Below are 22,965 nucleotides of genomic sequence, written 5' to 3'. Positions count from 1 at the left end.
CGGGAGGGGAATGTTTAACCGCTACGCCACTTCCGTCAGCAACGCCACAGAACGTCGGCGGTAATTCTCATAAATCCCCATCGCCAGAAGTGAGAAGAAGACTGGGCCGCCCACCATCCACAGTGCGCTACTCCAGTCACTCGCCTCAATCACTGGCTGAATAACGGTAAAGATGTTGGCGAATGCCACTACCAGCACCACCACCGTGGTTGCCAGCAGCGTGGCGGCGCGCGTTTTGAAAATCACAAACGGACGCTCAAGATCCTGCTTCGCCTTAAAGAACGGGAAGGCCAGGCTCAGAAAGAGATAAGGCAGCGTCATCGACACGTTCGCCATCAGGGTCAGCTTGTTATAAAACGCTGACGCGGTATCCCCACCAAACGACACCAGCAAAATGAACACGCTGACCAGCAGGCACTGCATCCACATGGCGTTGGCGGGCATACCTGCGGTATTCAGTTGCGTCATGCGTGCAGGCCACAGCGCTTTTGGCGTGCCCTGAATTATCGCTTTCAACGGAGAGTAAATCAGCGTGAAAAACGCGCCGGTATAGGCAAGGAACATGGACAAGCCGGTGATGCGTGCAAACCAGACGCCCATCGTTGCCGCCGCTTCCGGTGTCAGATTCATCGCTTGTCCCAGCGTCATCCCCAGGCTTTTCATCAGCACATAGGTAATGTTGCCCAGGTTAGTGGTGTTGTTGCTGAGTACCTGCTGCCAGTTGGTGCTGACGCCCCAGAGGAAAATTGCCAGTGAATAACCAATGGAGATAACTATCGCGGCAAAAATAATGCCTTTCGCAAAGTTCTTTTCCGGGTTCTCGGTCTTGTCGACCAGACCGCCCACCGCCTCAATACCGCCGTACGCAAAAATGGCAAACACCACAAAGGAGAGCATAGCGAGCCCGGACTGATAGCTCGGGTTGGGCGAGGAAACGAAGTTCACCTCCTGAGCAAAGTGTCCGCCGTTCAGGCACAGAATGGCAATGCTGACCACCAGCAGCACCAGGTTCAGGCACATCACCGAGATCCCGCCCACGGCGGTAATGCGGGCAATTTTGTTGATGCCCTTAGACGCCACCAGCGTTACAACCACCATCCAGCAGACGGCCAGAATCCCGACCACCTGCGTGGAGCTCAGACCGGCCAAAGACCAGACCTGAGTGTGATCGCTGCCGAAAACAAACGTCGAAAACGGTACCCAGACCTTGGCCGCCGTACTGACCATCCAGACCACATACGAGGAGAACCACATAAACGTGCCGATAAACGCGTAGCGCGGGCCGATGCTGTTGTTCATCCAGGAATAGATTCCGCCCTCTTCTTTGCGGTAAGCCGCCCCCATTTCCGCCATCATCAGCGCAAACGGTATGAAGAAAAACAGGGCCGAGACGATGTAGAACGGCGTTGCGCTGTAGCCCATCAGATAGAAAGCCGACGGGCTGTTGGCAAAGCCAAAGACGGAGGTAAAAATCATCAGGATGAGCCCGGTGAGGGTCATCTTTTTAAGTGACTGAGACATAGCGCCATCCAAAGGAAGTTAAACTGCGCGGATGGTAGCAGAAGACCAGACTAATATTGTGGTTATTAGGGGCAAATTAAGAAAAAGACCTGCGTACAGAGAATGTGGCAGTTTTTAATGTTGTCGTGCGGAAATGGAAAGGTTAATTGACATCAGAGGTGAGCCGGGTAAGCGACAGCGCTACCCGGCAATACGGTGCGTTATGCGCGATCGACCGTAAACGCGATCACTTCGCCCAGCTGTTCTGCACCCAGCGCCAGCATCACCAGACGATCAACGCCCAGCGCCACGCCGGAGCAGTCCGGCAGGCCCGCTTTCAATGCTTCCAGCAGATGGGTATCAATGGGCTGCTGCGGCAGACCACGTGCCGCACGCTTGCGGTTATCCTGCTCAAAACGCTGCTGCTGTTCGCGTGCGTCGGTCAGTTCGTGGAAGCCGTTCGCCAACTCGATACCTTTGTAATAGACCTCAAAACGCTCCGCCACGCGGTGATCTTCGGTGCTGATCTGCGCCAGCGAAGCCTGGCTTGCCGGGAAGTGATATACAAACGTCGGCCGGTCTTTGCCAATTTGCGGTTCAACGCCAAAGGTGAAGAGCAGTTGCAGCAGCGTGTCGCGGTCTTCTTCGGTATCTGCCACGTTGCTCAGATCCAGTTTTGCCGCCACTTCGCGCAGCTGCGCTTTATCCGCTGAGAGCGGATCAATTTCCAGGTAACGCTGGAAAACCTGCTGATAAGAGAGCGTTTCCGCTTCTGAGCACTCCAGCACCTGCTGCAGCAGATCGTCCACCTCGTTCATCAGGCGGTACATATCATAATGCGGACGGTACCACTCCAGCATGGTGAATTCCGGATTGTGGTGACGCCCCATCTCTTCATTACGGAAACTGCGGCACAGCTGATAGACCGGGCCACACCCTGCCGCCAGCAGGCGTTTCATGTGGTATTCCGGACTGGTCATCAGATACAAATTCATGCCCTGTGAGTGGCCAGGACCAACAAAACGGGTTTCAAACGGGACCAGATGAATATCCGTTACCGTTGCCTGACTCATGCACGGGGTTTCCACCTCAAGGACGCCGCGGTCGGCAAAGAAGCGGCGGATCTCCGCCATAATTGCAGCGCGTTTTAGCAGGTTGGGGATGGATGCGCTCGGCTGCCAGGTGGCCGTTTCGCTCATGAGTTTTTCTCCGATTTCAGACAAGGGCACGAAGTCTACTCGTTACCAGGGACGGAGACAAATTTTGCGCAGTAAAAAAGCGCATTTCATTTAGGTGAACAATTGCGCGACGAAATTCATTACTCACCGCGATAAATCGCCGCACAGAACAGCAAAAAAATCGAACACGTCAAATTTCCCTGACATCCACGCGGTTATACTGCTTTACCCATAAAGGAGCAGTGGAAACGCTTTCGCAATCGTCCTTTTGGACGGGTGAACTACCTTTAGTTTATCGCGTTGCGAAATAACAAAAATCTGGAGGAATGTCGTGCAAACTTTTCAAGCCGATCTTGCCGTTATAGGCGCTGGCGGGGCTGGATTACGTGCTGCGATTGCTGCAGCACAAGCTAATCCCAACGCTAAAATCGCATTGATTTCAAAAGTCTATCCGATGCGCAGCCATACGGTTGCCGCAGAAGGAGGATCCGCCGCCGTTGCGCAGGATCATGACAGCTTCGAATACCATTTCCACGACACGGTTGCAGGGGGCGACTGGCTTTGCGAGCAGGATGTCGTTGACTACTTTGTACACCATTGTCCTACGGAGATGACCCAGCTTGAACAGTGGGGATGTCCGTGGAGCCGTCGTCCGGACGGCAGCGTCAACGTTCGCCGCTTCGGCGGGATGAAGATCGAACGTACCTGGTTCGCCGCCGATAAAACCGGCTTCCACATGTTGCACACCCTGTTCCAGACCTCCCTTCAGTTCCCACAGATTCAGCGCTTTGACGAACATTTCGTCCTCGACATTCTGGTTGATGACGGTCAGGCGCGCGGTCTGGTGGCGATGAACATGATGGAAGGCAGCCTCGTCCAGATCCGCGCCAACGCGGTGGTCATGGCTACCGGCGGTGCTGGGCGTGTTTACCGCTACAACACCAACGGCGGTATCGTCACCGGTGACGGCATGGGCATGGCGCTCAGCCACGGCGTGCCGCTGCGGGATATGGAGTTCGTGCAGTATCACCCTACTGGCCTGCCGGGCTCCGGCATTCTGATGACGGAAGGCTGCCGTGGTGAAGGCGGGATCCTGGTCAATAAAAATGGCTATCGCTATCTGCAGGATTATGGCATGGGCCCGGAAACCCCGCTCGGCGAGCCGAAAAACAAATACATGGAACTGGGCCCGCGCGACAAAGTATCTCAGGCCTTCTGGCACGAGTGGCGCAAAGGCAACACCATCTCCACGCCACGCGGCGATGTGGTCTACCTCGACCTGCGTCATCTTGGCGAGAAGAAACTGCTGGAACGTCTGCCGTTCATTTGCGAACTGGCAAAAGCCTACGTTGGCGTCGATCCGGTGAAAGAGCCGATTCCGGTACGTCCAACGGCCCACTACACCATGGGCGGTATCGAAACCGATCAGCAGTGCGAAACCCGCATTAAAGGGCTATTTGCCGTGGGCGAGTGCTCTTCTGTCGGCCTGCACGGTGCCAACCGTCTGGGGTCAAACTCACTGGCGGAGCTGGTGGTCTTTGGCCGCATGGCGGGCGAACGCGCGATGGAGCGTGCTGCCACCGCGGGCGAGGCGAACAGCGCGGCGCTGGATGCCCAGGTCGTTGACGTCGAAAAACGACTGAAAAACCTGGTGAACCAGGAAGGAAATGAAAACTGGTCGAAAATCCGCGACGAGATGGGCCTGTCGATGGAAGAAGGCTGCGGTATCTACCGTACCCCTGAGCTGATGCAAAAAACCGTGGATAAGCTGGCTGAGCTGCAGGAGCGCTTCAAGCGCGTGCGCATTACCGATACCTCCAGCGTGTTCAACACAGACCTGCTCTATACCATCGAGCTGGGTCACGGCCTGAACGTGGCGGAATGTATGGCGCACTCTGCGCTGGCACGTAAAGAGTCACGCGGCGCGCATCAGCGTCTTGATGAAGGCTGCACCGAACGTGATGACGTCAATTTCCTGAAACACACTCTCGCCTGGCGCGATGCGGATGGCACCACCCGTCTGGACTACAGCGACGTGAAAATCACGACGTTGCCACCGGCTAAACGCGTGTATGGCGCAGAAGCAGAAGCCGCCGAGAAGAAGGAGAAGGCGAATGGCTGAGATGCAGAAACTGAAAATCGAAGTGGTGCGCTACAATCCGGAAGTGGACACTGCACCGCACAGCGCATTCTATGAAGTCCCTTATGACGAGCAAACCTCTCTGCTGGATGCGCTCGGCTATATCAAAGATAACCTTGCGCCGGACCTGAGCTACCGCTGGTCGTGCCGTATGGCAATCTGCGGCTCCTGCGGCATGATGGTCAACAAGGTGCCGAAACTGGCCTGTAAAACTTTCCTGCGTGAATACACCAAAGGCATCAAAGTAGAAGCGTTGGGTAACTTCCCGATTGAACGCGATCTGGTGGTCGATATGACTCACTTTATCGAAAGTCTGGAAGCGATTAAGCCGTACATCATCGGCAATCCACGTACGCCGGATCAGGGGACGAACACCCAGACGCCAGCTCAGATGGCGAAATACCATCAGTTCTCCGGCTGCATCAACTGTGGTCTGTGCTACGCCGCGTGTCCACAGTTTGGCCTGAATCCAGAGTTTATTGGCCCGGCGGCCATTACCCTGGCGCACCGCTATAACGAGGACAGCCGCGACCACGGTAAAAAAGAACGTATGGCGCAGCTTAACAGCCAGAACGGCGTCTGGAGCTGTACTTTTGTGGGCTACTGCTCCGAAGTCTGTCCGAAGCACGTCGACCCGGCCGCCGCTATTCAGCAGGGTAAAGTGGAAAGCTCGAAAGACTTTCTTATCGCCACCCTGAAACCACGCTAAGGAGTGCATAATGACGACTAAACGCAAAGCCTACGTGCGGCCAATGCCGTCCACCTGGTGGAAGAAACTGCCGTTTTATCGCTTCTATATGCTGCGTGAAGGCACCGCGGTGCCGGCGGTCTGGTTCAGCCTGGAGCTGATGTACGGCGTTTATGCCCTCAAACATGGCCCTGAAACCTGGGCCAGCTTTGTCGGCTTCCTGCAAAACCCCATCATCGTGATCCTGAACCTGATTGTGCTCGCGGCAGCGCTGCTTCATACCAAAACCTGGTTTGAACTGGCGCCAAAAGCGGCGAACATCATCATTAAAGACGAGAAAATGGGGCCAGAGCCTGTCATTAAAGGGCTATGGGGAGTGACGATCCTCGTCACTGTGGTCATTCTGTTTGTCGCACTGTTCTGGTAAGGAGACTACTGTGATTAATCCAAATCCAAAACGTTCTGACGAGCCGGTCTTCTGGGGACTGTTTGGCGCAGGGGGGATGTGGAGCGCCATCATCGCGCCGGTCATCATCCTGCTGGTCGGTATTATGCTGCCACTGGGGCTGTTTCCGGGCGATGCGCTGGGTTACGAGCGAGTACTGGCCTTTGCCAGCAGCTTTATTGGCCGTGTGTTCATCTTCCTTATGATCGTCCTGCCGCTGTGGTGTGGCCTGCACCGTATTCACCATGCGATGCATGACCTGAAAATCCATGTCCCGAGCGGGAAATGGGTGTTCTACGGCCTGGCAACCATCCTGACGGTGGTTACGCTGATTGCCGTGGTTACTATCTGATACATCAGGCCCGCCCCCCGGCGGGCCTGTCATTTCTGCATTTTCCCCACCAGCCACTGTGCAAACTCACGCATTGCAGGGGTTTCTGTCCGTGACTGCAATCGGGTTAACCAGTAACTGCCCAGCTCAATCTGTGTCGCAAACGGCTGAATGATACGTTCGCTGTTCAGCAGATGAGTGAACATACTCACAGGCGCGATAGCAATTCCCACGCCGGCCTGCGCGGCTTCCAGCATGGTAACGGATGAATCAAACACCATCACCCGATGCGTTGGTGACGGCGGGAGTTCGCCCGCGGCCTGCATCCACGCCGACCATTCGTCGCGTCGGTAAGAGCGCAGCAGCGTAAACTTCAGCATGTCCGCCGGTGCTTGTAGCCCGACGGCAATTTCAGGCGTGCACAGCGGAGCCAGCGGCGCAGAACACAGAAACGTCGCTTCAGTGCCATGCCACGCCCCTCCACCGTAGCGGATCGTGTAATCCAGCCCTTCGGCGGCCGGATCGACGCGGTTATTATGGGTCGAAAGATGCAGATCGATATGCGGATAGCGGCGACGGAAATCATCCAGCTGCGCGAATAACACCCCGGTCGCAAAAGTCCCCACCACACCAATTTTAAGCTTCTCCAGAGCGCGATGACTGGCAAAGCGATCCAGCATGCCGGCGATACGATCAAACGAATCGTTCAGCACCGGCAGCAGATTCTCGCCCTCTGTCGTCAGCATCAATCCGCGCGAAACCCGGACAAACAGCTGACAGTTCAGATGTTGTTCCAGCGTCTTAACGTGCTGACTGATGGCTGAATGGGTGACATTCAGCTCAATGGCAGCATTAGTAAAACTGAGGTGCCTTGCAGCGGCTTCGAAGGCACGAAGCGAATTAAGGGGTAAATAGCTGCGTGTCATCGACCCATCCGTTAGAAAAATTAACAGCTAATGCTAAATTTAACCGTTTGTCAGCCACAGTCAAATCCAACAGACTGGGTATGTCTGACGGGCCCGGACACTCCCTTGACTCGCTATTACGGAAGATAACTGATGATGAAAAAATCCCTGTGCTGCGCCCTGCTGCTCAGCACCTCCTGCGCTGCATTAGCCGCACCTCTGTCAGAAACACAGCTGGCGAAGGTCGTGGAACGTACCGTTACGCCCCTGATGAAAGCGCAGTCTATTCCGGGTATGGCGGTCGCCGTGATCTATCAGGGCCAGCCGCACTACTTCACCTTCGGCAAGGCCGATGTCGCCGCGAACACACCCGTCACTGCACAAACGCTGTTTGAGCTGGGCTCAATCAGCAAAACCTTCACCGGCGTTCTGGGTGGCGATGCTATTGCTCGCGGTGAAATTTCGCTGGGCGATCCGGTGACCAAATACTGGCCTGAACTGACCGGCAAACAGTGGCAGGGCGTTCGCATGCTGGACCTGGCAACCTATACTGCCGGTGGCCTGCCGTTACAGGTGCCCGATGAGGTTACCGATAATGCCTCGCTGCTGCGTTTTTACCAGTCCTGGCAACCACAGTGGGCGCCAGGCACCACGCGTCTTTATGCGAATGCCAGCATCGGTCTGTTTGGGGCTCTGGCAGTGAAACCTTCTGGCATGCGCTTTGAGCAGGCGATGACGGAGCGGGTCCTGAAGCCGCTTAACCTGAACCATACGTGGATTAACGTTCCGAAGGCAGAAGAACAGCATTACGCCTGGGGTTATCGTGACGGTAAAGCGGTTCACGTTTCGCCGGGCATGCTCGATGCCGAAGCATATGGCGTGAAAACCAACGTGAAGGATATGGCGAGCTGGGTGGTGGCTAACATGGCCCCCGATGGGGTACAGGATGCCTCACTGAAGCAGGGCATGGTGCTTGCACAGTCTCGCTACTGGCGCACAGGCTCGATGTACCAGGGCCTGGGCTGGGAGATGCTCAACTGGCCGGTAGAAGCCAAAACCGTGGTGGAGGGCAGCGACAACAAGGTAGCGCTTGCACCGTTGCCCGTGGCAGAAGTGAACCCTCCGGCTCCACCGGTAAAAGCGTCATGGGTACATAAAACAGGCTCGACGGGCGGATTTGGCAGCTACGTGGCATTTATCCCTGAGAAGGAACTCGGCATCGTTATGCTGGCGAACAAGAGCTACCCGAACCCGGCACGCGTGGAAGCGGCATACCGTATTCTGAGCGCTCTGCAGTAAAATCTTGCCGGGTGATGCTGATGCTCACCCGGCCTGCAAAATTCCCGCATTTTCCTTGCTGTCATCTACACTTAACAAAAAACAGTAAGGAAACTCCTATGCGCATTTTGCCTGTTATCGCCGCAGTGACAGCCGCGTTTTTAGTGGTTGCCTGCAGCTCCCCTACTCCCCCTCCCGGCGTCACCGTTGTCAGCAATTTCGACGCACAACGTTTTCTTGGAACATGGTATGAAATCGCGCGCCTTGACCACCGTTTTGAACGGGGTTTAGAGAAGGTCACGGCAAATTACAGCCCGATGGATGACGGCGGTATTCAGGTTATCAACCGGGGCTATAATCCGGACCGGGAAATGTGGCAGCAGTCGATTGGACAAGCGTACTTTACCGGCGACCCGCGACGGGCCGCGCTCAAAGTCTCCTTCTTCGGCCCGTTCTATGGCGGATATAACGTGATCGCGCTCGACAGAGAGTACCGTCACGCACTGGTCTGCGGGCCGGATCGCAACTATCTGTGGATCCTCTCTCGCACCCCAACCCTTTCACCTGAGATGAAACAGCAGATGCTGGACGTCGCGACCCGGCAAGGGTTTGATGTGTCGAAACTCATCTGGGTAGAACAACCCCATTAATGGGTGCTGAGCTTCAACCCAATAATACCGGCCACAATCAGGGCGAGGCTGGCGATACGCGCCAGACTCGCTGACTCACCCAACAGCAGGATCCCCGTGATGGCCGCCCCCACGGCGCCAATTCCCGTCCAGACGGCATACGCTGTCCCCACCGGTAAAGAACGCATCGCCCACGAGAGCAAAACGATACTCACAATCATCGCGGTAAGGGTAATGACGCTGGGTGTCAGGCGGGTAAAACCGTGGGTGTACTTCAGACCTATCGCCCATACCACTTCGAGCAGGCCAGCAATAACAAGAATGATCCAGGACATTTCAGGCTCCTTAACTTAAATGCAAGTTGGGGCCGTCCCCGATGAAGGAAGCGCATACGGGTCGTCCCGCAAGGCAAAGATTACGCCTCATATTTTGGTTAGCGTGCGATTTTTTTTCAATCCTTTTGTGCTGAACATGTTAAGGCAAGAAATAGCCGCAGTATGCCGCGCAGTTCAGGCATTTATCACTCATCCGACTTCTCTATGATGATGTGCTTTCTGATGGCAGGAAGCCAAACCACTAGCCGACTGCGAATATAATATGTTCAAAATTCTTTTGATTGACCGTTGTCACTTCACCCGCACCGGGTTTGAAGCATGGCTCAATCATTCCGGTTTATTTCCGGAAAACGTCGTTGTGACCGGCCTGAATAATCTTTTCCTCGCCAGAGAGCACATTCTGCAATGGAAACCGACGCTGGTCATTGCTGACCTGCATGGGTTCAGACAGGATGTACATCCCTTTCAGTCCCTCTCATCTTTGCTGAACGCCAGCGAAAGAGTGCCCTTTATTTTGCTGCAATCGGGTGAGGATAGTGAAATGACCGCCTGGCTGAAGCAATTCCCGGTCTGGTCATCGCTGTTGAAAAATGCCCGTCTTGAACAACTGGGGACAGTTATCCACGACGCACTCATTTCGCACGCGAACAGTGAAAAGCCAAAGGTAACCGCGCCTTTGCTGACGCGCCAGGAAGAGAAAGTGCTGACGTTGTGGATGGAGGGTGCCAGCAATCAAAAAATTGCGGCTCACCTGAGTATTAACGGTAAAACGGTCTATACCTATAAACGGAATATCCGCATGAAATTGCATATGGATACGCGTTATTCACCGTTTTTATCCCTGCAGGAATCAGAAAGCTGACGGTACGAAACCCGTCTGGTTCCGTACCGTTTATTCAATTACTGCTGTGCTTTACTTGCCGCACCAGAGATTGCACTACCACCTTCAGAAATATCCTGACCAACGCCACGCGTGGTATTACAGGCTGTTAATACTGAAGAAAGTACCAGGACTGAAAAGATCGCTGCAATTGTCTTCTTAACCATAATATCGTCCTTTTATAGCCAAAGTTGTTTTGTGTATAGCAATTTAAGAATAGACAATATCCCGTCGTTTGACGGAAAAGGACGCATTTTTAGGAAAATTAGACGGGGTTAGCTGGCCGCGTGAGAAATGATATGGCCGAGATCCTGGATATCTTCCCCCATTCCACGCGTGGTGTTACAGCCGGAAAGCAACGCGCTGGACAGCGCTAACAGAAGCAGAATTTTAACGGTACGGTTCATCATCCCTGCCTGCAAAAAACAGGCGCAGCGGGCGCTGCGCCTTCAGTCTTGACGTAAATTACTTCACGCGAGATACGTATTCGCCGGAGCGGGTATCTACTTTGATCACTTCACCAGTCTGTACGAACAGTGGAACTTTAACCACTGCACCGGTGGACAGGGTAGCTGGCTTGCCGCCAGTACCTGCGGTATCACCTTTCAGACCTGGGTCGGTTTCAACGATTTCCAGCTCTACGAAGTTTGGTGGAGTAACAGCGATAGGCTGGCCGTTCCACAGGGTCACGATGCACTCAGCCTGGTCCAGCAGCCATTTTTCGCTATCGCCAATAGCTTTAGCATCCGCAGACAGCTGCTCGAACGTTTCGTTGTTCATGAAGTGCCAGAACTCACCGTCGTTGTACAGGTAAGTCAGGTTCATATCGACAACATCAGCGCCTTCAGCGGAGTCAGTAGACTTGAAGGTTTTCTCAACACGGGTACCGGTCAGCAGGCGACGCAGCTTAACGCGCGCGAATGCCTGGCCTTTACCTGGTTTAACGAATTCGCTGGCTTCAACCGCGTACGGTTCGCCGTCCATCATGATTTTAAGACCAGCACGAAAATCGTTGCTATAGTACGTTGCCATAAGGCCCTCTAAATTTGTTAACTGGTAGCTAAGCCACAAAATGGCGCATATTGTAACCCTAAACACCCCGTCCAGAGAAGATTGGTTATCGCAACTTGCCGATGTAATCACCAGTCCTGATGAATTGCTGCGTCTGTTAGACCTCGATCAGCACCCAGAGTTGCTTGCAGGCCGCGAGGCTAAGCGACTTTTTGCCCTGCGTGTTCCCCGCGCGTTTGTTGCCCGTATGGAGAAAGGAAACCCTGACGATCCATTATTAAAACAAACGCTTACTGCGCAGGAAGAGTTTATATCGGCGCCAGGATACAGCACCGATCCTCTGGAAGAGCAGAACAGTGTGGTACCGGGTTTACTGCACAAATATCTCAACCGTGCTCTTCTGCTGGTGAAAGGCGGCTGCGCGGTAAACTGCCGTTATTGTTTCCGTCGCCACTTCCCGTATGCCGAAAATCAGGGTAATAAACGCAACTGGCAGGTCGCCCTGGACTATATTGCCGCCCATCCGGAACTGGATGAGATCATTTTTTCAGGTGGCGATCCGCTGATGGCAAAAGATCATGAACTGGACTGGCTGTTGACCCAGCTTGAAGCCATTCCACACATCAAGCGTTTGCGCATCCACAGCCGTTTACCGATTGTTATTCCGGCACGCATCACGGACGGTCTGGTATCTCGCCTTGAGCAGTCTCGTTTACAGGTTCTGCTGGTGAACCATATCAACCATGCGAATGAAATCGATGAGGCATTCCGTGCGGCGATGGCGCGTCTGCGTAAAGCGGGTGTGACGCTGTTGAACCAGAGCGTGTTGCTGCGCGGTGTGAATGATAATGCCCGGATTCTGGCGGAGCTCAGTAATGCGTTATTCGATGCGGGCGTGATGCCCTACTACCTGCACGTACTGGATCGTGTGCAAGGCGCGGCGCATTTCATGGTCACGGATGATGAGGCCCGGCAGATTATGCGCGAACTGTTAACGCTGGTTTCAGGCTATATGGTGCCGAAGCTGGCGCGAGAGATTGGCGGTGAGCCGAGTAAGACGCCGCTGGATTTGCAACTGCGGCAACAATAACGGCAGGTGGCGCTACGCTTATCCGCCCGGTGGGGTTGGGCGCAGCGCCATCAGCAATGTAGATCAGTTAGGGCACTTATAGACCTGGCCATTCATCTGGCTGGCCGTTGGCACGAAGCTGGACAACATCCCTTGCGACGGGCTGCTCACACCGTAAATCACGTTGCCACCCATCTCTGCAGCCTGGTTACGCAGCGCGTTAGCGGCACCGCGCATAGATCCACCTTCTTCACCGTGCTGACCCGACATCCAGTTGCTTTGCTCACCGGTTGCCGTGCCTAAAAACTGGCACTCGTTACCCGGCTTATCTTCAACAAAGCGAACGCCCTGACCTGCAGCAGACAGCTCATTGCTGGAGCTACAACCCGCCAGCAGCAATGCTGCTCCTACGATCCCTGCACAGACTTTTACGCGCATGTTATTCCTCGTTTTCAATAAGCTGGACAGCAGATGTTGTCCGTGTGTAAACCTTATACTAAAAAGATGACCAAAAGAAAAACCCCCGAGCATTTCTGCCCGGGGGTTTTTCTCATTCTAAGCGGTAAAGCGCACGATTACATCATGCCGCCCATACCACCCATGCCGCCCATACCCGCAGCACCTAAATCAGGTGCGTCGCCTTTAGGCATGTCGGTCACCATGCACTCGGTAGTGATCATCAGACCCGCTACAGAGGCCGCGTACTGCAGTGCAGAACGGGTCACTTTGGTTGGATCCAGGATACCGAAGTCGATCATGTTGCCGTATTCTTCAGTTGCAGCGTTGTAACCGTAGTTACCTTCGCCCGCTTTCACCATGTTCGCAACCACGGATGGCTCTTCACCGGCGTTGGAAACGATCTGACGCAGTGGTGCTTCCATTGCGCGCAGCGCAACTTTGATACCCACGTTCTGATCTTCGTTCTGAGCAGTCAGGCCAGCCAGTTTAGCGGCAACACGCACCAGCGCGACACCACCACCAGCTACCACGCCTTCTTCTACTGCTGCACGGGTCGCGTGCAGAGCATCGTCAACGCGTGCTTTCTTCTCTTTCATTTCAACTTCAGTTGCCGCGCCCACTTTGATTACTGCCACGCCGCCTGCCAGTTTCGCTACGCGCTCCTGCAGTTTTTCACGGTCGTAATCAGAGGTTGCTTCTTCAATCTGCTTACGGATCTGAGCAACACGGCCCTGAATAGCCGCTTCTTCACCCACGCCATCGATGATGGTGGTGGTGTCTTTGTTGATCACAACGCGTTTAGCCTGGCCCAGGTCTTCCAGGGTCGCTTTTTCCAGCTCCATACCGATCTCTTCAGAGATTACGGTACCGCCAGTCAGGGTAGCGATATCCTGCAGCATCGCTTTACGGCGGTCGCCGAAGCCAGGTGCTTTAACCGCAGCCACTTTCACGATGCCACGCATGGTGTTAACCACCAGGGTCGCCAGTGCTTCACCTTCAACGTCTTCAGCAATGATAACCAGCGGCTTGCCTGCTTTCGCAACGGCTTCCAGCACTGGCAGCATTTCACGGATGTTGGAGATTTTCTTGTCAGCCAGCAGGATGAATGGGCTTTCCAGCTCAACAGCGCCCGTTTCTGGCTTGTTGATGAAGTATGGGGACAGGTAACCGCGGTCGAACTGCATACCTTCAACCACGTCCAGTTCGTCTTCCAGACCGGTACCGTCTTCAACGGTGATCACGCCTTCTTTACCGACTTTGTCCATCGCTTCCGCGATCAGTTTACCTACGGTTTCGTCGGAGTTAGCGGAGATAGTACCAACCTGAGCAATCGCTTTAGAGTCGGAGCATGGAACGGACAGCGCTTTCAGTTCTTCAACCGCCGCAGTAACCGCTTTGTCGATACCGCGCTTCAGATCCATTGGGTTCATACCCGCAGCAACGGCTTTCAGACCTTCGGTGATGATAGCCTGTGCCAGTACGGTTGCGGTGGTGGTACCGTCGCCTGCAGCGTCGTTCGCTTTAGAGGCAACTTCTTTCACCATCTGCGCGCCCATGTTTTCGAACTTGTCTTCCAGCTCGATTTCACGTGCTACAGAAACACCGTCTTTAGTAATGGTTGGCGCGCCGAAGGATTTATCCAGCACTACGTTACGGCCTTTCGGGCCCAGGGTCACTTTAACTGCATCTGCCAGTACGTTTACGCCGCGGAGCATTTTTACACGAGCGTCGTTACCGAATTTTACGTCTTTAGCTGCCATGTTCTTATTTCCTCAAATTCTCGTGCGTAAAATTACGCTTCAACAATTGCCAGAATGTCGCTTTCGGACATGATCAACACTTCTTCATTGTCGATCTTCTCGGATTTCACGCCGTAGCCATCGTTGAAAATTACGATGTCACCAACTTTAACGTCCAGTGGCTGCACAGTTCCGTTTTCCAGAATGCGGCCCTTACCGACAGCGATGATTTCGCCACGCGTTGATTTTGCTGCTGCAGAACCAGTCAGAACGATGCCGCCAGCAGACTTGGTTTCAACTTCTTTACGTTTGACGATCACACGATCATGTAACGGACGAATACTCATTGATAGCTCTCCTTTGAGAAAGTCATTATCAGTTATGGATGACGCCGGTCCGCACGCGGTTTTCCGACTAGTGCCCTGAGAGATGGGGATAGCTTTTTCCCCCTTCAAGGGGCAGACGAAAAAAAATTTGCGAAAGTGTTACCATCGCCTCTCTTTTGATCGTGGCAGGGCGATGTCAATGAGTGGACTAAAACAGGAGTTGGGACTGGCGCAGGGCGTGGGTCTGCTGTCGACCTCCTTGTTAGGTACGGGTGTGTTTGCGGTACCCGCGCTGGCAGCACTGGTGGCCGGCAATAATAGCTTGTGGGCGTGGCCAGTGCTGATTGTGCTGGTGTTTCCGGTCGCGGTCGTGTTTGCCATCCTCGGACGGCATTTCCCCAGCGCGGGCGGCGTAGCGCACTTTGTCGGTATGGCGTTTGGTCCGCGACTGGAGCGGGTCACCGGCTGGCTGTTTCTTTCTGTTATTCCCGTCGGTCTACCGGCAGCGTTGCATATCGCGACCGGTTTTGGCCAGGCGCTGTTTGGCTGGCATAACGAGCAACTGCTGCTGGCCGAGCTGGGTACGCTGGCCATCGTCTGGTGGGTCGGCTCACGGGGTGCCAGTTCAAGTGCCAACCTGCAAACCGTCGTTGCAATACTGATTGTGGCCCTCATTGTCGCCATCTGGTGGAAAGGGGATATTACGCTGAAGGAGATCCCCTTCCCCGCGGTAAGTGACGTCAACCATTCGCAGCTGTTCGCTGCGCTATCGGTGATGTTCTGGTGTTTTGTCGGGCTGGAGGCGTTCGCCCATCTGGCCTCTGAGTTTAAACAACCGGAACGGGATTTCCCGCGCGCCCTGATGATTGGCCTGCTGTTAGCAGGTACCGTTTACTGGGCCTGTACCGTGCTGGTACTGCATTTCAACGCGTTCGCCGCGGATAAAGCGGCCGCTGCCTCGCTGCCGGGCATGGTGGTGCAACTGTTTGGTCTGAAAGCGCTGTGGGTCGCCTGTGTTATTGGCTATCTGGCCTGTTTTGCCAGCCTCAATATCTACATCCAGAGCTTTGCGCGTCTGGTGTGGTCGCAGGCGCTTGATAAACCAGAGAGCCGCCTTGCGCGCCTGTCTAAACGTCAGCTGCCGTTGAATGCGCTTAATACCGTGCTGGGCTGCTGCGTCTTGAGTTCGCTATGTATTTACGGGCTGAATATCAATCTTGATGCCCTGATCGTGTACGCCAACGGGATTTTCATCATGATCTACCTGCTGTGCATGCTGGCGGGTTGTCGTCTGCTGAAAGGTCGCTATAAAGCGCTGGCAGTGGTTGGTGGCGTGCTTTGCCTGCTGTTGCTGGCGATGGTGGGGTGGAAAAGCCTGTATGCGATTAGCATGCTGGCGGGGCTGTGGCTGTTTTTACCGAAACGCGGCACCCTGTAAAACAAAGCCCGGTAGCGATTCGCTTACCGGGCCTGGCCTCTTTTACCGATCGTCTTTATGGTCTAAACGGTCGCGCTGTTCATCTTTACGCTGATACTCCCCTTCGAAAGTATCCCCCGGCCCTGTACTGAATCCACCGCCCGGCATACGGCTAAAACGCAGATGCGGCAGTAGCTTCATGGTCAGGTGTTTTTGCACCGGCGGCAGAAGCAGCAGCAGGCCGAGGAAGTCAGTGAAGAACCCCGGCAGGATCAGCAGCAGGCCAGCAATAATCAGCGAGACGCTTTTGATCATCTCTGCGGCCGGGCTTTCGCCTGCGGCCATCTTCTGCTGCATTATCAGGAAATTTTTGAAACCCTGATTACGCACCAGCGACATGCCGATCACCGAAGTGAAAATCACCAGAATCAGCGTTAACAGGACACCCAGTACATGGGCGACCTGGATAAAAATTGAAATCTCGATGTAAACATAGAGAAAGAAAGCAATAAATGGTACCCAGCGCACTGGCATCTCCTGTGTGGCAGGTGCCCTCAGGCCCCTGTCTGAATGTGTTCGCGAAACGCGTCTGTAAGAAATGGTGACGGTTAGCCAAAATTCAATCGGTTTGCACGGATATTTTTTCTGGAAATTTTAAAGCGGTGACTCATTTCACAGATTAATAATTATCATGGAATCGGGTCGATAATAAGTGATCCAGATTACGGCAATTCGCTATCATCAGCATATGATCTCGAACATCTGGCTGATTGAGGGAATAATCGTCGGTCAGAAAATATTCAAAACCACATAAATACTGTGTGTTTAGTACAATCCATCGGCAGCTTGAAAAGAAGGTTCACATGTTAAACAACATTCGTATCGAAGAAGACTTGTTGGGTACCAGGGAAGTTCCAGCGGATGCCTACTATGGTGTTCACACTCTGAGAGCGATTGAAAACTTCTACATCAGCAACAACAAAATCAGCGACATCCCTGAATTTGTACGTGGCATGGTGATGGTGAAAAAAGCCGCAGCACTGGCCAATAAAGAGCTGCAAACCATTCCGAAAAGCGCGGCAAATGCGATTATCGCTGCCTGCGATGAAGTGCTGAACAACGGCAAATGCATGGATCAGTTCCCGGTCGATGTCTATCAGGGCGGCGCGGGTACCTCCGTCAACATGAACACCAATGAAGTACTGGCAAACATCGGCCTGGAGCTGATGGGTCATCAGAAAGGTGAATACCAGTATCTGAATCCGAACGACCATGTTAATAAATGTCAGTCCACTAACGACGCCTACCCAACCGGCTTCCGTATCGCGGTGTATGCCTCCGTGGTGAAACTGGTGGACGCCATTAATCAGCTGGGTGATGGCTTCCAGCGCAAAGCCGTTGAGTTCCAGGACATCCTGAAAATGGGTCGTACCCAGCTGCAGGACGCGGTTCCGATGACCCTCGGTCAGGAATTCCACGCGTTTAACGTGCTGCTTAACGAAGAAACTAAAAACCTGCTGCGCACCTCCGAGCTGCTGCTGGAAGTGAACCTGGGCGCAACCGCCATCGGCACGCGTCTGAATACGCCGGACGGTTACCAGCAGCTGGCGGTACAGAAGCTGGCTGAAGTCTCTAACCTGCCGGTTGTGCCTGCAGAAGATCTGATTGAAGCCACCTCCGACTGCGGCGCGTACGTTATGGTTCACAGCGCCCTGAAACGTCTGGCGGTGAAACTTTCCAAAATCTGTAATGACCTGCGCCTGCTCTCTTCCGGTCCGCGCGCTGGTCTGAATGAAATCAACCTGCCAGAGCTGCAGGCCGGTTCGTCCATCATGCCGGCGAAAGTGAACCCGGTAGTGCCAGAAGTGGTGAACCAGGTCTGCTTTAAAGTCATCGGTAACGATACAACCGTGACCATGGCCTCTGAAGCCGGCCAGCTGCAGCTGAACGTCATGGAGCCGGTCATCGGCCAGGCAATGTTTGAATCCATCCACATTCTGACCAACGCCTGCTACAACCTGCTGGAGAAATGCGTTAACGGCATCACCGCAAACAAAGAAGTTTGTGAAGGGTATGTCTACAACTCCATCGGCATCGTCACCTACCTCAACCCGTTCATCGGCCACCATAACGGCGACATCGTCGGTAAGATTTGCGCCGAAACAGGTAAGAGCGTGCGTGAAGTCGTTCTGGAGCGTGGACTGTTGACCGAAGCCGAGCTGGACGATATCTTCTCGGCCCAGAACCTGATGCACCCGGCATACAAAGCGAAACGATATACCGATGAAAGCGAACAGTAGCAGTTCAGGCTAGGCTTCCTTAAGGCACGTCACTTGTGACGTGCCTTTTTTCTTTATAGGCGTTACCAAAATACAACAATTCAATATCAACTTGTTAATAAGCAAGGCAGGTCCTTATGTTTGGAGCAGAACTCGTCATCGTCCTGTTGGCGATTTATTTGGGAGCAAGACTCGGGGGTATCGGCATTGGTTTTGCCGGCGGTCTCGGGGTGCTCGTACTTACCCTTATCTTTCAGATTAAACCCGGCGCAATCCCTTTTGACGTTATCGAAATCATCATGGCGGTTATTGCCGCTATCGCAGCCATGCAGGTGGCAGGCGGTATGGACTACCTGGTGAGCCTGGCGGAGCGTATGTTACGCCGCCATCCAAAATACATTACCTTCCTTGCCCCGCTGGTGACGTGGTTTATGACCATTCTCGCCGGTACTGGCCACACCGCCTTCTCCACGCTGCCGGTCATTACCGAAGTGGCGAAAGAGCAGGGCATCCGTCCGTCTCGTCCCCTCTCGATTGCCGTGGTCGCGTCCCAGATTGCGATTACCGCATCACCTATCTCCGCTGCAGTAGTCTTCTTCGCCGGTATCCTTGAGCCTATGGGCGTGAGTTACCTGACGCTGCTGGCCATCTGTATTCCGGTGACGCTGATTGCAGTGATGATCACCGCCGTGCTGTGTAACTTCCTCGGCGCCGAACTGAAAGACGATCCGGTTTATCAGGAGCGTCTGGCAAAAGGTGAAGTGAAACTGCGTGGTAGCCAGGTCTTCGAACTGAAGCCGCATGCAAAACGCTCCGTCTTGCTGTTCCTGATCGGTATCGTTGCGGTCATGTTCTACGCAACCGCCATCAGTGACACCGTGGGTCTGATCCAGAACCCGGTCCTGCCGCGTAACGAAGCGATTGTGGTATTCATGCTGACTATCGCTACGCTGATCAGCATCACCTGTAAAATCGACACCAGCGAAGTGCTCAACGCCAGCACCTTTAAATCCGGTATGAGCGCCTGCGTGTGTGTACTGGGTGTGGCCTGGCTTGGTGATACCTTCGTGAAAGCTCACATCAGCGATATCCAGACCGTTGCGGGCGACCTGCTGCACAACTATCCGTGGCTCCTGGCTGTGGTGCTGTTCTTTGCCGCAACCCTGCTTTACTCTCAGGCGGCCACCACCAAAGCCCTGATGCCTGCGGCGCTGATGCTGGGAGTTACCCCGCTGACGGCTATTGCCTCGTTTGCTGCCGTTTCTGCGCTGTTCGTTTTACCCACCTACCCAACCCTGCTGGCGGCGGTTGAGATGGATGACACTGGCTCGACTCGCATCGGTAAGTACGTGTTTAACCATGCGTTCCTGATCCCGGGCGTGGTGGCTATCTCGCTGTGCGTGATCCTCGGCTTTATCATTGGCGGCATCGTGCTGTAAACAATGATGGGTTGTAAAAATAGTTAAAAACGGGCCGCTCTGCGGCCCGTTTCATTAATGACCAATAGCCTTGCGTGATATAGTGAAGACTTTCGTGATGAGGAGGTCGACTCGTGAACACGCCTGATGCTGTTGTTGTCCTTTGTACCGCCCCTGATGAAGCCTCTGCCCAGGATCTCGCCGCCAAAGTGCTGGCCGAAAAACTGGCAGCCTGCGTGACGCTCCTTCCTGGCGCCACCTCCCTTTACTACTGGGAAGGTAAACTGGAGCAGGAGTACGAAGTCCAGATGTTGCTCAAAACCAATCTGGCGAACCAGCAGGCACTCCTGGACTGCCTCAAATCTCATCATCCTTATCAAACCCCCGAACTGCTGGTATTGCCAGTGGTCCACGGCGACAACGATTATCTCTCATGGCTCAACGCTTCCTTACGCTGATCCTGCTGCTGTGCAGCACATCAGTTTTTGCCGGGTTATTTGACGCTCCCGGCCGTTCGAACGTTATTTCTGCCGACCAGGCATTTATTTTCGATTTTCAACAAGACCAGCATGACCTGAATCTTACCTGGCAGATAAAAGAGGGATATTACCTCTATCGCAAGCAGGTCAGCATCACGCCTGTTCAGGCAAAGGTAGGCCCACTTCAGATGCCTGCGGGCGAGTGGCATGAAGACGAGTTTTTCGGCAAAAGTGAAATCTATCGCCAGCGGTTAAGCGTGCCCGTGACGGTCAATCAGGCCGATAAAGGCGCCACCGTGACCGTCACGTATCAGGGCTGTGCCGACGCGGGCTTCTGCTATCCGCCGGAAACCAAAGTCATTCCGCTGAGCGAAGTTAAAGCGGCCGCCAGTATGCCTGCTCTTCCCGCAGGGGAGAGCACCGGGGTGAAGGACGACGGTCGCACAGCGCTGCCCTTCTCCGCCTTGTGGGCTTTACTGATTGGTATCGGCATCGCCTTCACGCCGTGCGTGCTGCCCATGTATCCGCTTATCTCCGGAATTGTCCTTGGCGGTAAGCAACGCCTTTCAACCGCACGCGCCCTGCTGCTGGCCTTTATCTACGTGCAGGGTATGGCGTTGACCTACACCGCACTGGGCCTCGTGGTTGCTGCTGCCGGACTGCAGTTCCAGGCTGCACTTCAGCACCCTTATGTGCTGGCTGGCCTGTCGATCGTATTTATTGTGCTGGCGCTGTCGATGTTTGGTTTGTTCAGCTTACAGCTGCCGTCCGCGTTGCAGACTCGCTTAACGCTGATGAGTAACCGTCAGCAGGGTGGTTCCCCGGGCGGCGTGTTCGTGATGGGTGCCATCGCCGGGTTGATTTGCTCACCGTGCACTACCGCGCCACTGAGCGCGATCCTGCTGTATATTGCCCAGAGCGGTAACATGTGGCTCGGCGGTGGTACGTTGTATCTCTACGCGCTGGGAATGGGTCTGCCATTGATTCTGGTAACGGTATTTGGCAACCGTCTGCTGCCCAAGAGCGGCCCGTGGATGGAGACGGTGAAAACCGCGTTTGGTTTTGTCATTCTGGCGCTGCCGGTGTTCTTGCTCGAGCGTATTATCGGCGACGCCTGGGGGATGCGCCTGTGGGCAATGCTCGGTGTTGCCTTCTTCTGTTGGGCGTTTATCACAAGCCTGGCAGCGAAAAAGCCGTGGATGCGTCTGGTGCAAATCCTCCTGCTCGCCGCCGCGCTGGTGAGCGTACGGCCACTGCAGGACTGGGCATTTGGCACACCCGCGGGACAAACGCAGGCGCATTTGAACTTCATCCAGATAAAGAACGTGGATGAACTCAACAGCGCACTGGCGCAGGCGAAAGGCAAACCGGTCATGCTGGATCTGTATGCTGACTGGTGTGTCGCCTGTAAAGAATTCGAAAAGTACACGTTTAGCGATCCGCAGGTGCAAAGTGCACTGAAAGAGACGGTTCTGCTCCAGGCGAACGTCACCGCCAACAGTACAGCGGATAAGGCACTGCTGAAGCAACTTAACGTGCTGGGTCTGCCAACCATTCTGTTCTTCAATGAACAGGCCCAGGAGCAGCCCGCACAGCGTGTAACCGGGTTTATGGACGCGACGGCATTCAGCGCGCATTTGCGCAATCGCCAACCGTAAACAACACTTGAAACGGGACAAACCGTTGGGAATAACGGAGGAGATAACCGTGCAACGCGAAGACGTACTGGGACAAGCCCTGCAATTACTTGAGATTCAAGGGATCGCCAGCACCACGCTTGAGATGGTAGCCGACCGTATTGATTATCCTCTGGATGAACTCATGCGCTTCTGGCCGGATAAAGAGGCGCTGCTTTACGATGCCCTGCGTTATCTCAGCCAGCAGGTTGATGTCTGGCGCAGGCAGCTGATGTTAAATGAAGAACTGACTGCGGAGCAAAAGTTGCTGGCGCGTTATACCGCCCTGAGCGAATGCGTAAGCAACAACCGTTATCCGGGTTGCCTGTTTATTGCCGCCTGCACCTTCTACCCTGACCCCGGTCATCCTATCCATCAACTGGCGGATCAGCAAAAGCGGGCGGCGCATGATTTCACGCACGAACTGCTGACCACGCTCGAAGTGGATGACCCGGCGATGGTCGCTAAGCAGATGGAGCTGGTACTGGAAGGTTGCCTGAGCCGCATGCTGGTAAACCGTAGCCAGGCCGATGTGGATACAGCACACCGTCTGGCCGAAGATATCCTGCGTTTTGCGCAGTGTCGTATGGGTGGCGCGCTGACGTAATCTGTCTGAAGAATTTGACCTGTTCGGCGCGTAAACCGTCAGATTGCCGCAAAGTTAAGCAGTTGAACGGCTTTTCCCGAAATAGTGTTGACGATCAGGCGCGATTGCGGTTTAATGCGCTCCGTTGCCCGGATAGCTCAGTCGGTAGAGCAGGGGATTGAAAATCCCCGTGTCCT

At 54.3% G+C, this 22,965-nt stretch carries 25 protein-coding genes; 14 read left to right on the top strand and 11 right to left on the bottom strand.

Features of this window, described 5'->3' with window-relative positions:
- Positions 1–21 precede the first annotated feature (21 nt).
- Together yjeM and epmA are read right to left on the bottom strand one after the other, a co-directional pair.
- Positions 22–1,521: a glutamate/gamma-aminobutyrate family transporter YjeM gene (gene yjeM / locus AAIR21_RS15625; RefSeq protein ID WP_059306488.1), complete on the bottom strand. Its 1,500-nt coding sequence runs from the start codon at positions 1,519–1,521 to the stop codon at positions 22–24.
- A 200-nt stretch (positions 1,522–1,721) separates the two neighbouring features.
- Positions 1,722–2,699: an elongation factor P--(R)-beta-lysine ligase gene (epmA, locus tag AAIR21_RS15620; protein WP_020882955.1), complete on the bottom strand. Its 978-nt coding sequence runs from the start codon at positions 2,697–2,699 to the stop codon at positions 1,722–1,724.
- A gap of 310 nt (positions 2,700–3,009) precedes the next feature.
- Between epmA and frdA the strand changes: the two genes are divergently transcribed.
- Genes frdA through frdD form a run of 4 tightly spaced genes read left to right on the top strand, consistent with a single transcriptional unit; the run spans position 3,010 to position 6,303 of the window.
- Positions 3,010–4,800 (top strand): fumarate reductase (quinol) flavoprotein subunit, encoded by a 1,791-nt coding sequence (gene frdA / locus AAIR21_RS15615; RefSeq protein WP_047366502.1) that lies wholly within the window; start codon positions 3,010–3,012, stop codon positions 4,798–4,800.
- Positions 4,793–5,527, top strand: a complete 735-nt coding sequence (gene frdB, locus AAIR21_RS15610) for a fumarate reductase iron-sulfur protein (protein WP_020882957.1) — start codon at positions 4,793–4,795, stop codon at positions 5,525–5,527. Before frdA ends, frdB begins: the two co-directional genes overlap by 8 nt.
- Before the next feature lie 10 nt (positions 5,528–5,537).
- Positions 5,538–5,933 carry a fumarate reductase subunit FrdC gene (frdC, locus tag AAIR21_RS15605; protein WP_014168296.1) on the top strand — a complete coding sequence of 132 codons (396 nt, stop codon included), beginning with the start codon at positions 5,538–5,540 and terminating at the stop codon, positions 5,931–5,933.
- A gap of 10 nt (positions 5,934–5,943) precedes the next feature.
- Positions 5,944–6,303 carry a fumarate reductase subunit FrdD gene (gene frdD, locus AAIR21_RS15600; protein WP_020882959.1) on the top strand — a complete coding sequence of 120 codons (360 nt, stop codon included), beginning with the start codon at positions 5,944–5,946 and terminating at the stop codon, positions 6,301–6,303.
- A gap of 29 nt (positions 6,304–6,332) precedes the next feature.
- On the opposite strand, the gene ampR is transcribed toward frdD, so the two are convergent.
- Positions 6,333–7,208 (bottom strand): LysR family transcriptional regulator AmpR, encoded by an 876-nt coding sequence (gene ampR, locus AAIR21_RS15595; protein ID WP_025206264.1) that lies wholly within the window; start codon positions 7,206–7,208, stop codon positions 6,333–6,335.
- A 132-nt stretch (positions 7,209–7,340) separates the two neighbouring features.
- Between ampR and AAIR21_RS15590 the strand changes: the two genes are divergently transcribed.
- Together AAIR21_RS15590 and AAIR21_RS15585 are read left to right on the top strand one after the other, a co-directional pair.
- Complete coding sequence (locus tag AAIR21_RS15590; protein ID WP_025206265.1) at positions 7,341–8,486, top strand: cephalosporin-hydrolyzing class C beta-lactamase ACT-12; 1,146 nt, start codon at positions 7,341–7,343, stop codon at positions 8,484–8,486.
- Between the two features lie 98 nt (positions 8,487–8,584).
- Positions 8,585–9,115, top strand: coding sequence for a lipocalin family protein (locus tag AAIR21_RS15585; protein ID WP_014168292.1), 531 nt, complete (start codon positions 8,585–8,587; stop codon positions 9,113–9,115).
- Here the strand turns inward: AAIR21_RS15585 and sugE are convergent.
- Positions 9,112–9,429, bottom strand: coding sequence for a quaternary ammonium compound efflux SMR transporter SugE (sugE, locus tag AAIR21_RS15580; protein ID WP_032681885.1), 318 nt, complete (start codon positions 9,427–9,429; stop codon positions 9,112–9,114). The genes AAIR21_RS15585 and sugE overlap by 4 nt on opposite strands.
- A gap of 262 nt (positions 9,430–9,691) precedes the next feature.
- On the opposite strand from sugE, the gene AAIR21_RS15575 reads away from it, so the two are divergent.
- The gene (locus tag AAIR21_RS15575; protein ID WP_014168290.1) at positions 9,692–10,291 is read left to right on the top strand and encodes a LuxR C-terminal-related transcriptional regulator; all 600 of its coding nucleotides are present in this window, start codon (positions 9,692–9,694) and stop codon (positions 10,289–10,291) included.
- A 38-nt stretch (positions 10,292–10,329) separates the two neighbouring features.
- Here AAIR21_RS15575 and ecnB read toward each other — a convergent pair whose 3' ends face one another.
- From ecnB to efp, 3 genes are all read right to left on the bottom strand, one after another.
- Positions 10,330–10,476: a lipoprotein toxin entericidin B gene (gene ecnB / locus AAIR21_RS15570; RefSeq protein ID WP_014168289.1), complete on the bottom strand. Its 147-nt coding sequence runs from the start codon at positions 10,474–10,476 to the stop codon at positions 10,330–10,332.
- A gap of 108 nt (positions 10,477–10,584) precedes the next feature.
- Positions 10,585–10,716: an entericidin A/B family lipoprotein gene (locus AAIR21_RS15565; protein ID WP_025206267.1), complete on the bottom strand. Its 132-nt coding sequence runs from the start codon at positions 10,714–10,716 to the stop codon at positions 10,585–10,587.
- A 58-nt stretch (positions 10,717–10,774) separates the two neighbouring features.
- The gene (gene efp, locus AAIR21_RS15560; RefSeq protein WP_014882207.1) at positions 10,775–11,341 is read right to left on the bottom strand and encodes an elongation factor P; all 567 of its coding nucleotides are present in this window, start codon (positions 11,339–11,341) and stop codon (positions 10,775–10,777) included.
- Between the two features lie 40 nt (positions 11,342–11,381).
- Here efp and epmB point away from each other — a divergent pair, with 40 nt between their 5' ends.
- Positions 11,382–12,410 (top strand): EF-P beta-lysylation protein EpmB, encoded by a 1,029-nt coding sequence (gene epmB, locus AAIR21_RS15555; RefSeq protein ID WP_183516825.1) that lies wholly within the window; start codon positions 11,382–11,384, stop codon positions 12,408–12,410.
- A gap of 63 nt (positions 12,411–12,473) precedes the next feature.
- Here the strand turns inward: epmB and AAIR21_RS15550 are convergent, their stop codons facing one another.
- The 3 genes from AAIR21_RS15550 to AAIR21_RS15540 form a co-directional block, all read right to left on the bottom strand.
- Complete coding sequence (locus AAIR21_RS15550) at positions 12,474–12,827, bottom strand: DUF4156 domain-containing protein (RefSeq protein ID WP_020882965.1); 354 nt, start codon at positions 12,825–12,827, stop codon at positions 12,474–12,476.
- A gap of 137 nt (positions 12,828–12,964) precedes the next feature.
- Positions 12,965–14,608 (bottom strand): chaperonin GroEL, encoded by a 1,644-nt coding sequence (groL, locus tag AAIR21_RS15545; protein WP_014168284.1) that lies wholly within the window; start codon positions 14,606–14,608, stop codon positions 12,965–12,967.
- A gap of 32 nt (positions 14,609–14,640) precedes the next feature.
- Positions 14,641–14,934: a co-chaperone GroES gene (locus AAIR21_RS15540; protein ID WP_003855929.1), complete on the bottom strand. Its 294-nt coding sequence runs from the start codon at positions 14,932–14,934 to the stop codon at positions 14,641–14,643.
- Between the two features lie 178 nt (positions 14,935–15,112).
- On the opposite strand from AAIR21_RS15540, the gene yjeH reads away from it, so the two are divergent.
- Positions 15,113–16,351, top strand: a complete 1,239-nt coding sequence (yjeH, locus tag AAIR21_RS15535) for an L-methionine/branched-chain amino acid transporter (RefSeq protein WP_020882966.1) — start codon at positions 15,113–15,115, stop codon at positions 16,349–16,351.
- A 42-nt stretch (positions 16,352–16,393) separates the two neighbouring features.
- Here yjeH and AAIR21_RS15530 read toward each other — a convergent pair whose 3' ends face one another.
- The gene (locus AAIR21_RS15530; RefSeq protein ID WP_020882967.1) at positions 16,394–16,858 is read right to left on the bottom strand and encodes an FxsA family protein; all 465 of its coding nucleotides are present in this window, start codon (positions 16,856–16,858) and stop codon (positions 16,394–16,396) included.
- Between the two features lie 335 nt (positions 16,859–17,193).
- On the opposite strand from AAIR21_RS15530, the gene aspA reads away from it, so the two are divergent.
- From aspA to AAIR21_RS15505, 5 genes are all read left to right on the top strand, one after another.
- Entirely contained in the window at positions 17,194–18,630 is a 1,437-nt protein-coding gene (aspA, locus tag AAIR21_RS15525; protein ID WP_020882968.1) for an aspartate ammonia-lyase, read from the top strand.
- Between the two features lie 116 nt (positions 18,631–18,746).
- Positions 18,747–20,048, top strand: coding sequence for an anaerobic C4-dicarboxylate transporter (locus AAIR21_RS15520; RefSeq protein ID WP_006178930.1), 1,302 nt, complete (start codon positions 18,747–18,749; stop codon positions 20,046–20,048).
- Positions 20,049–20,161: 113 nt separating this feature from the next.
- Positions 20,162–20,485, top strand: a complete 324-nt coding sequence (gene cutA / locus AAIR21_RS15515; protein WP_014168278.1) for a divalent cation tolerance protein CutA — start codon at positions 20,162–20,164, stop codon at positions 20,483–20,485.
- Positions 20,461–22,164 carry a protein-disulfide reductase DsbD gene (locus AAIR21_RS15510; protein WP_047743124.1) on the top strand — a complete coding sequence of 568 codons (1,704 nt, stop codon included), beginning with the start codon at positions 20,461–20,463 and terminating at the stop codon, positions 22,162–22,164. Before cutA ends, AAIR21_RS15510 begins: the two co-directional genes overlap by 25 nt.
- A 49-nt stretch (positions 22,165–22,213) precedes the next feature.
- A complete protein-coding gene (locus AAIR21_RS15505; protein ID WP_020882970.1) occupies positions 22,214–22,789 on the top strand; it encodes a transcriptional regulator in 576 nt (191 codons plus the stop codon).
- The last annotated feature ends 176 nt before the right edge of the window (positions 22,790–22,965 follow it).

The sequence above is a fragment of the Enterobacter sp. PTB genome, assembly GCF_051130085.1.
Lineage (GTDB): Bacteria > Pseudomonadota > Gammaproteobacteria > Enterobacterales > Enterobacteriaceae > Enterobacter > Enterobacter ludwigii.
Note: the sequence above shows the minus strand (reverse complement) of the source record. Positions and strands in the feature narration are given on the sequence as shown.

Excerpts from the sequence above, each read along its gene's own strand:
- epmA (WP_020882955.1), bottom strand. The coding sequence starts at position 2,699 with ATGAGCGAAACGGCCACCTGGCAGCCGAGCGCATCCATCCCCAACCTG.
- epmB (WP_183516825.1), top strand. The coding sequence starts at position 11,382 with ATGGCGCATATTGTAACCCTAAACACCCCGTCCAGAGAAGATTGGTTA.
- AAIR21_RS15585 (WP_014168292.1), top strand. The coding sequence starts at position 8,585 with ATGCGCATTTTGCCTGTTATCGCCGCAGTGACAGCCGCGTTTTTAGTG.
- frdC (WP_014168296.1), top strand. The coding sequence starts at position 5,538 with ATGACGACTAAACGCAAAGCCTACGTGCGGCCAATGCCGTCCACCTGG.
- AAIR21_RS15590 (WP_025206265.1), top strand. The coding sequence starts at position 7,341 with ATGATGAAAAAATCCCTGTGCTGCGCCCTGCTGCTCAGCACCTCCTGC.
- AAIR21_RS15565 (WP_025206267.1), bottom strand. The coding sequence starts at position 10,716 with ATGAACCGTACCGTTAAAATTCTGCTTCTGTTAGCGCTGTCCAGCGCG.
- groL (WP_014168284.1), bottom strand. The coding sequence starts at position 14,608 with ATGGCAGCTAAAGACGTAAAATTCGGTAACGACGCTCGTGTAAAAATG.
- AAIR21_RS15540 (WP_003855929.1), bottom strand. The coding sequence starts at position 14,934 with ATGAGTATTCGTCCGTTACATGATCGTGTGATCGTCAAACGTAAAGAA.
- AAIR21_RS15575 (WP_014168290.1), top strand. The coding sequence starts at position 9,692 with ATGTTCAAAATTCTTTTGATTGACCGTTGTCACTTCACCCGCACCGGG.
- sugE (WP_032681885.1), bottom strand. The coding sequence starts at position 9,429 with ATGTCCTGGATCATTCTTGTTATTGCTGGCCTGCTCGAAGTGGTATGG.
- AAIR21_RS15520 (WP_006178930.1), top strand. The coding sequence starts at position 18,747 with ATGTTTGGAGCAGAACTCGTCATCGTCCTGTTGGCGATTTATTTGGGA.
- AAIR21_RS15510 (WP_047743124.1), top strand. The coding sequence starts at position 20,461 with ATGGCTCAACGCTTCCTTACGCTGATCCTGCTGCTGTGCAGCACATCA.
- AAIR21_RS15550 (WP_020882965.1), bottom strand. The coding sequence starts at position 12,827 with ATGCGCGTAAAAGTCTGTGCAGGGATCGTAGGAGCAGCATTGCTGCTG.
- ampR (WP_025206264.1), bottom strand. The coding sequence starts at position 7,208 with ATGACACGCAGCTATTTACCCCTTAATTCGCTTCGTGCCTTCGAAGCC.
- yjeM (WP_059306488.1), bottom strand. The coding sequence starts at position 1,521 with ATGTCTCAGTCACTTAAAAAGATGACCCTCACCGGGCTCATCCTGATG.
- efp (WP_014882207.1), bottom strand. The coding sequence starts at position 11,341 with ATGGCAACGTACTATAGCAACGATTTTCGTGCTGGTCTTAAAATCATG.
- ecnB (WP_014168289.1), bottom strand. The coding sequence starts at position 10,476 with ATGGTTAAGAAGACAATTGCAGCGATCTTTTCAGTCCTGGTACTTTCT.
- aspA (WP_020882968.1), top strand. The coding sequence starts at position 17,194 with ATGTTAAACAACATTCGTATCGAAGAAGACTTGTTGGGTACCAGGGAA.
- yjeH (WP_020882966.1), top strand. The coding sequence starts at position 15,113 with ATGAGTGGACTAAAACAGGAGTTGGGACTGGCGCAGGGCGTGGGTCTG.
- frdB (WP_020882957.1), top strand. The coding sequence starts at position 4,793 with ATGGCTGAGATGCAGAAACTGAAAATCGAAGTGGTGCGCTACAATCCG.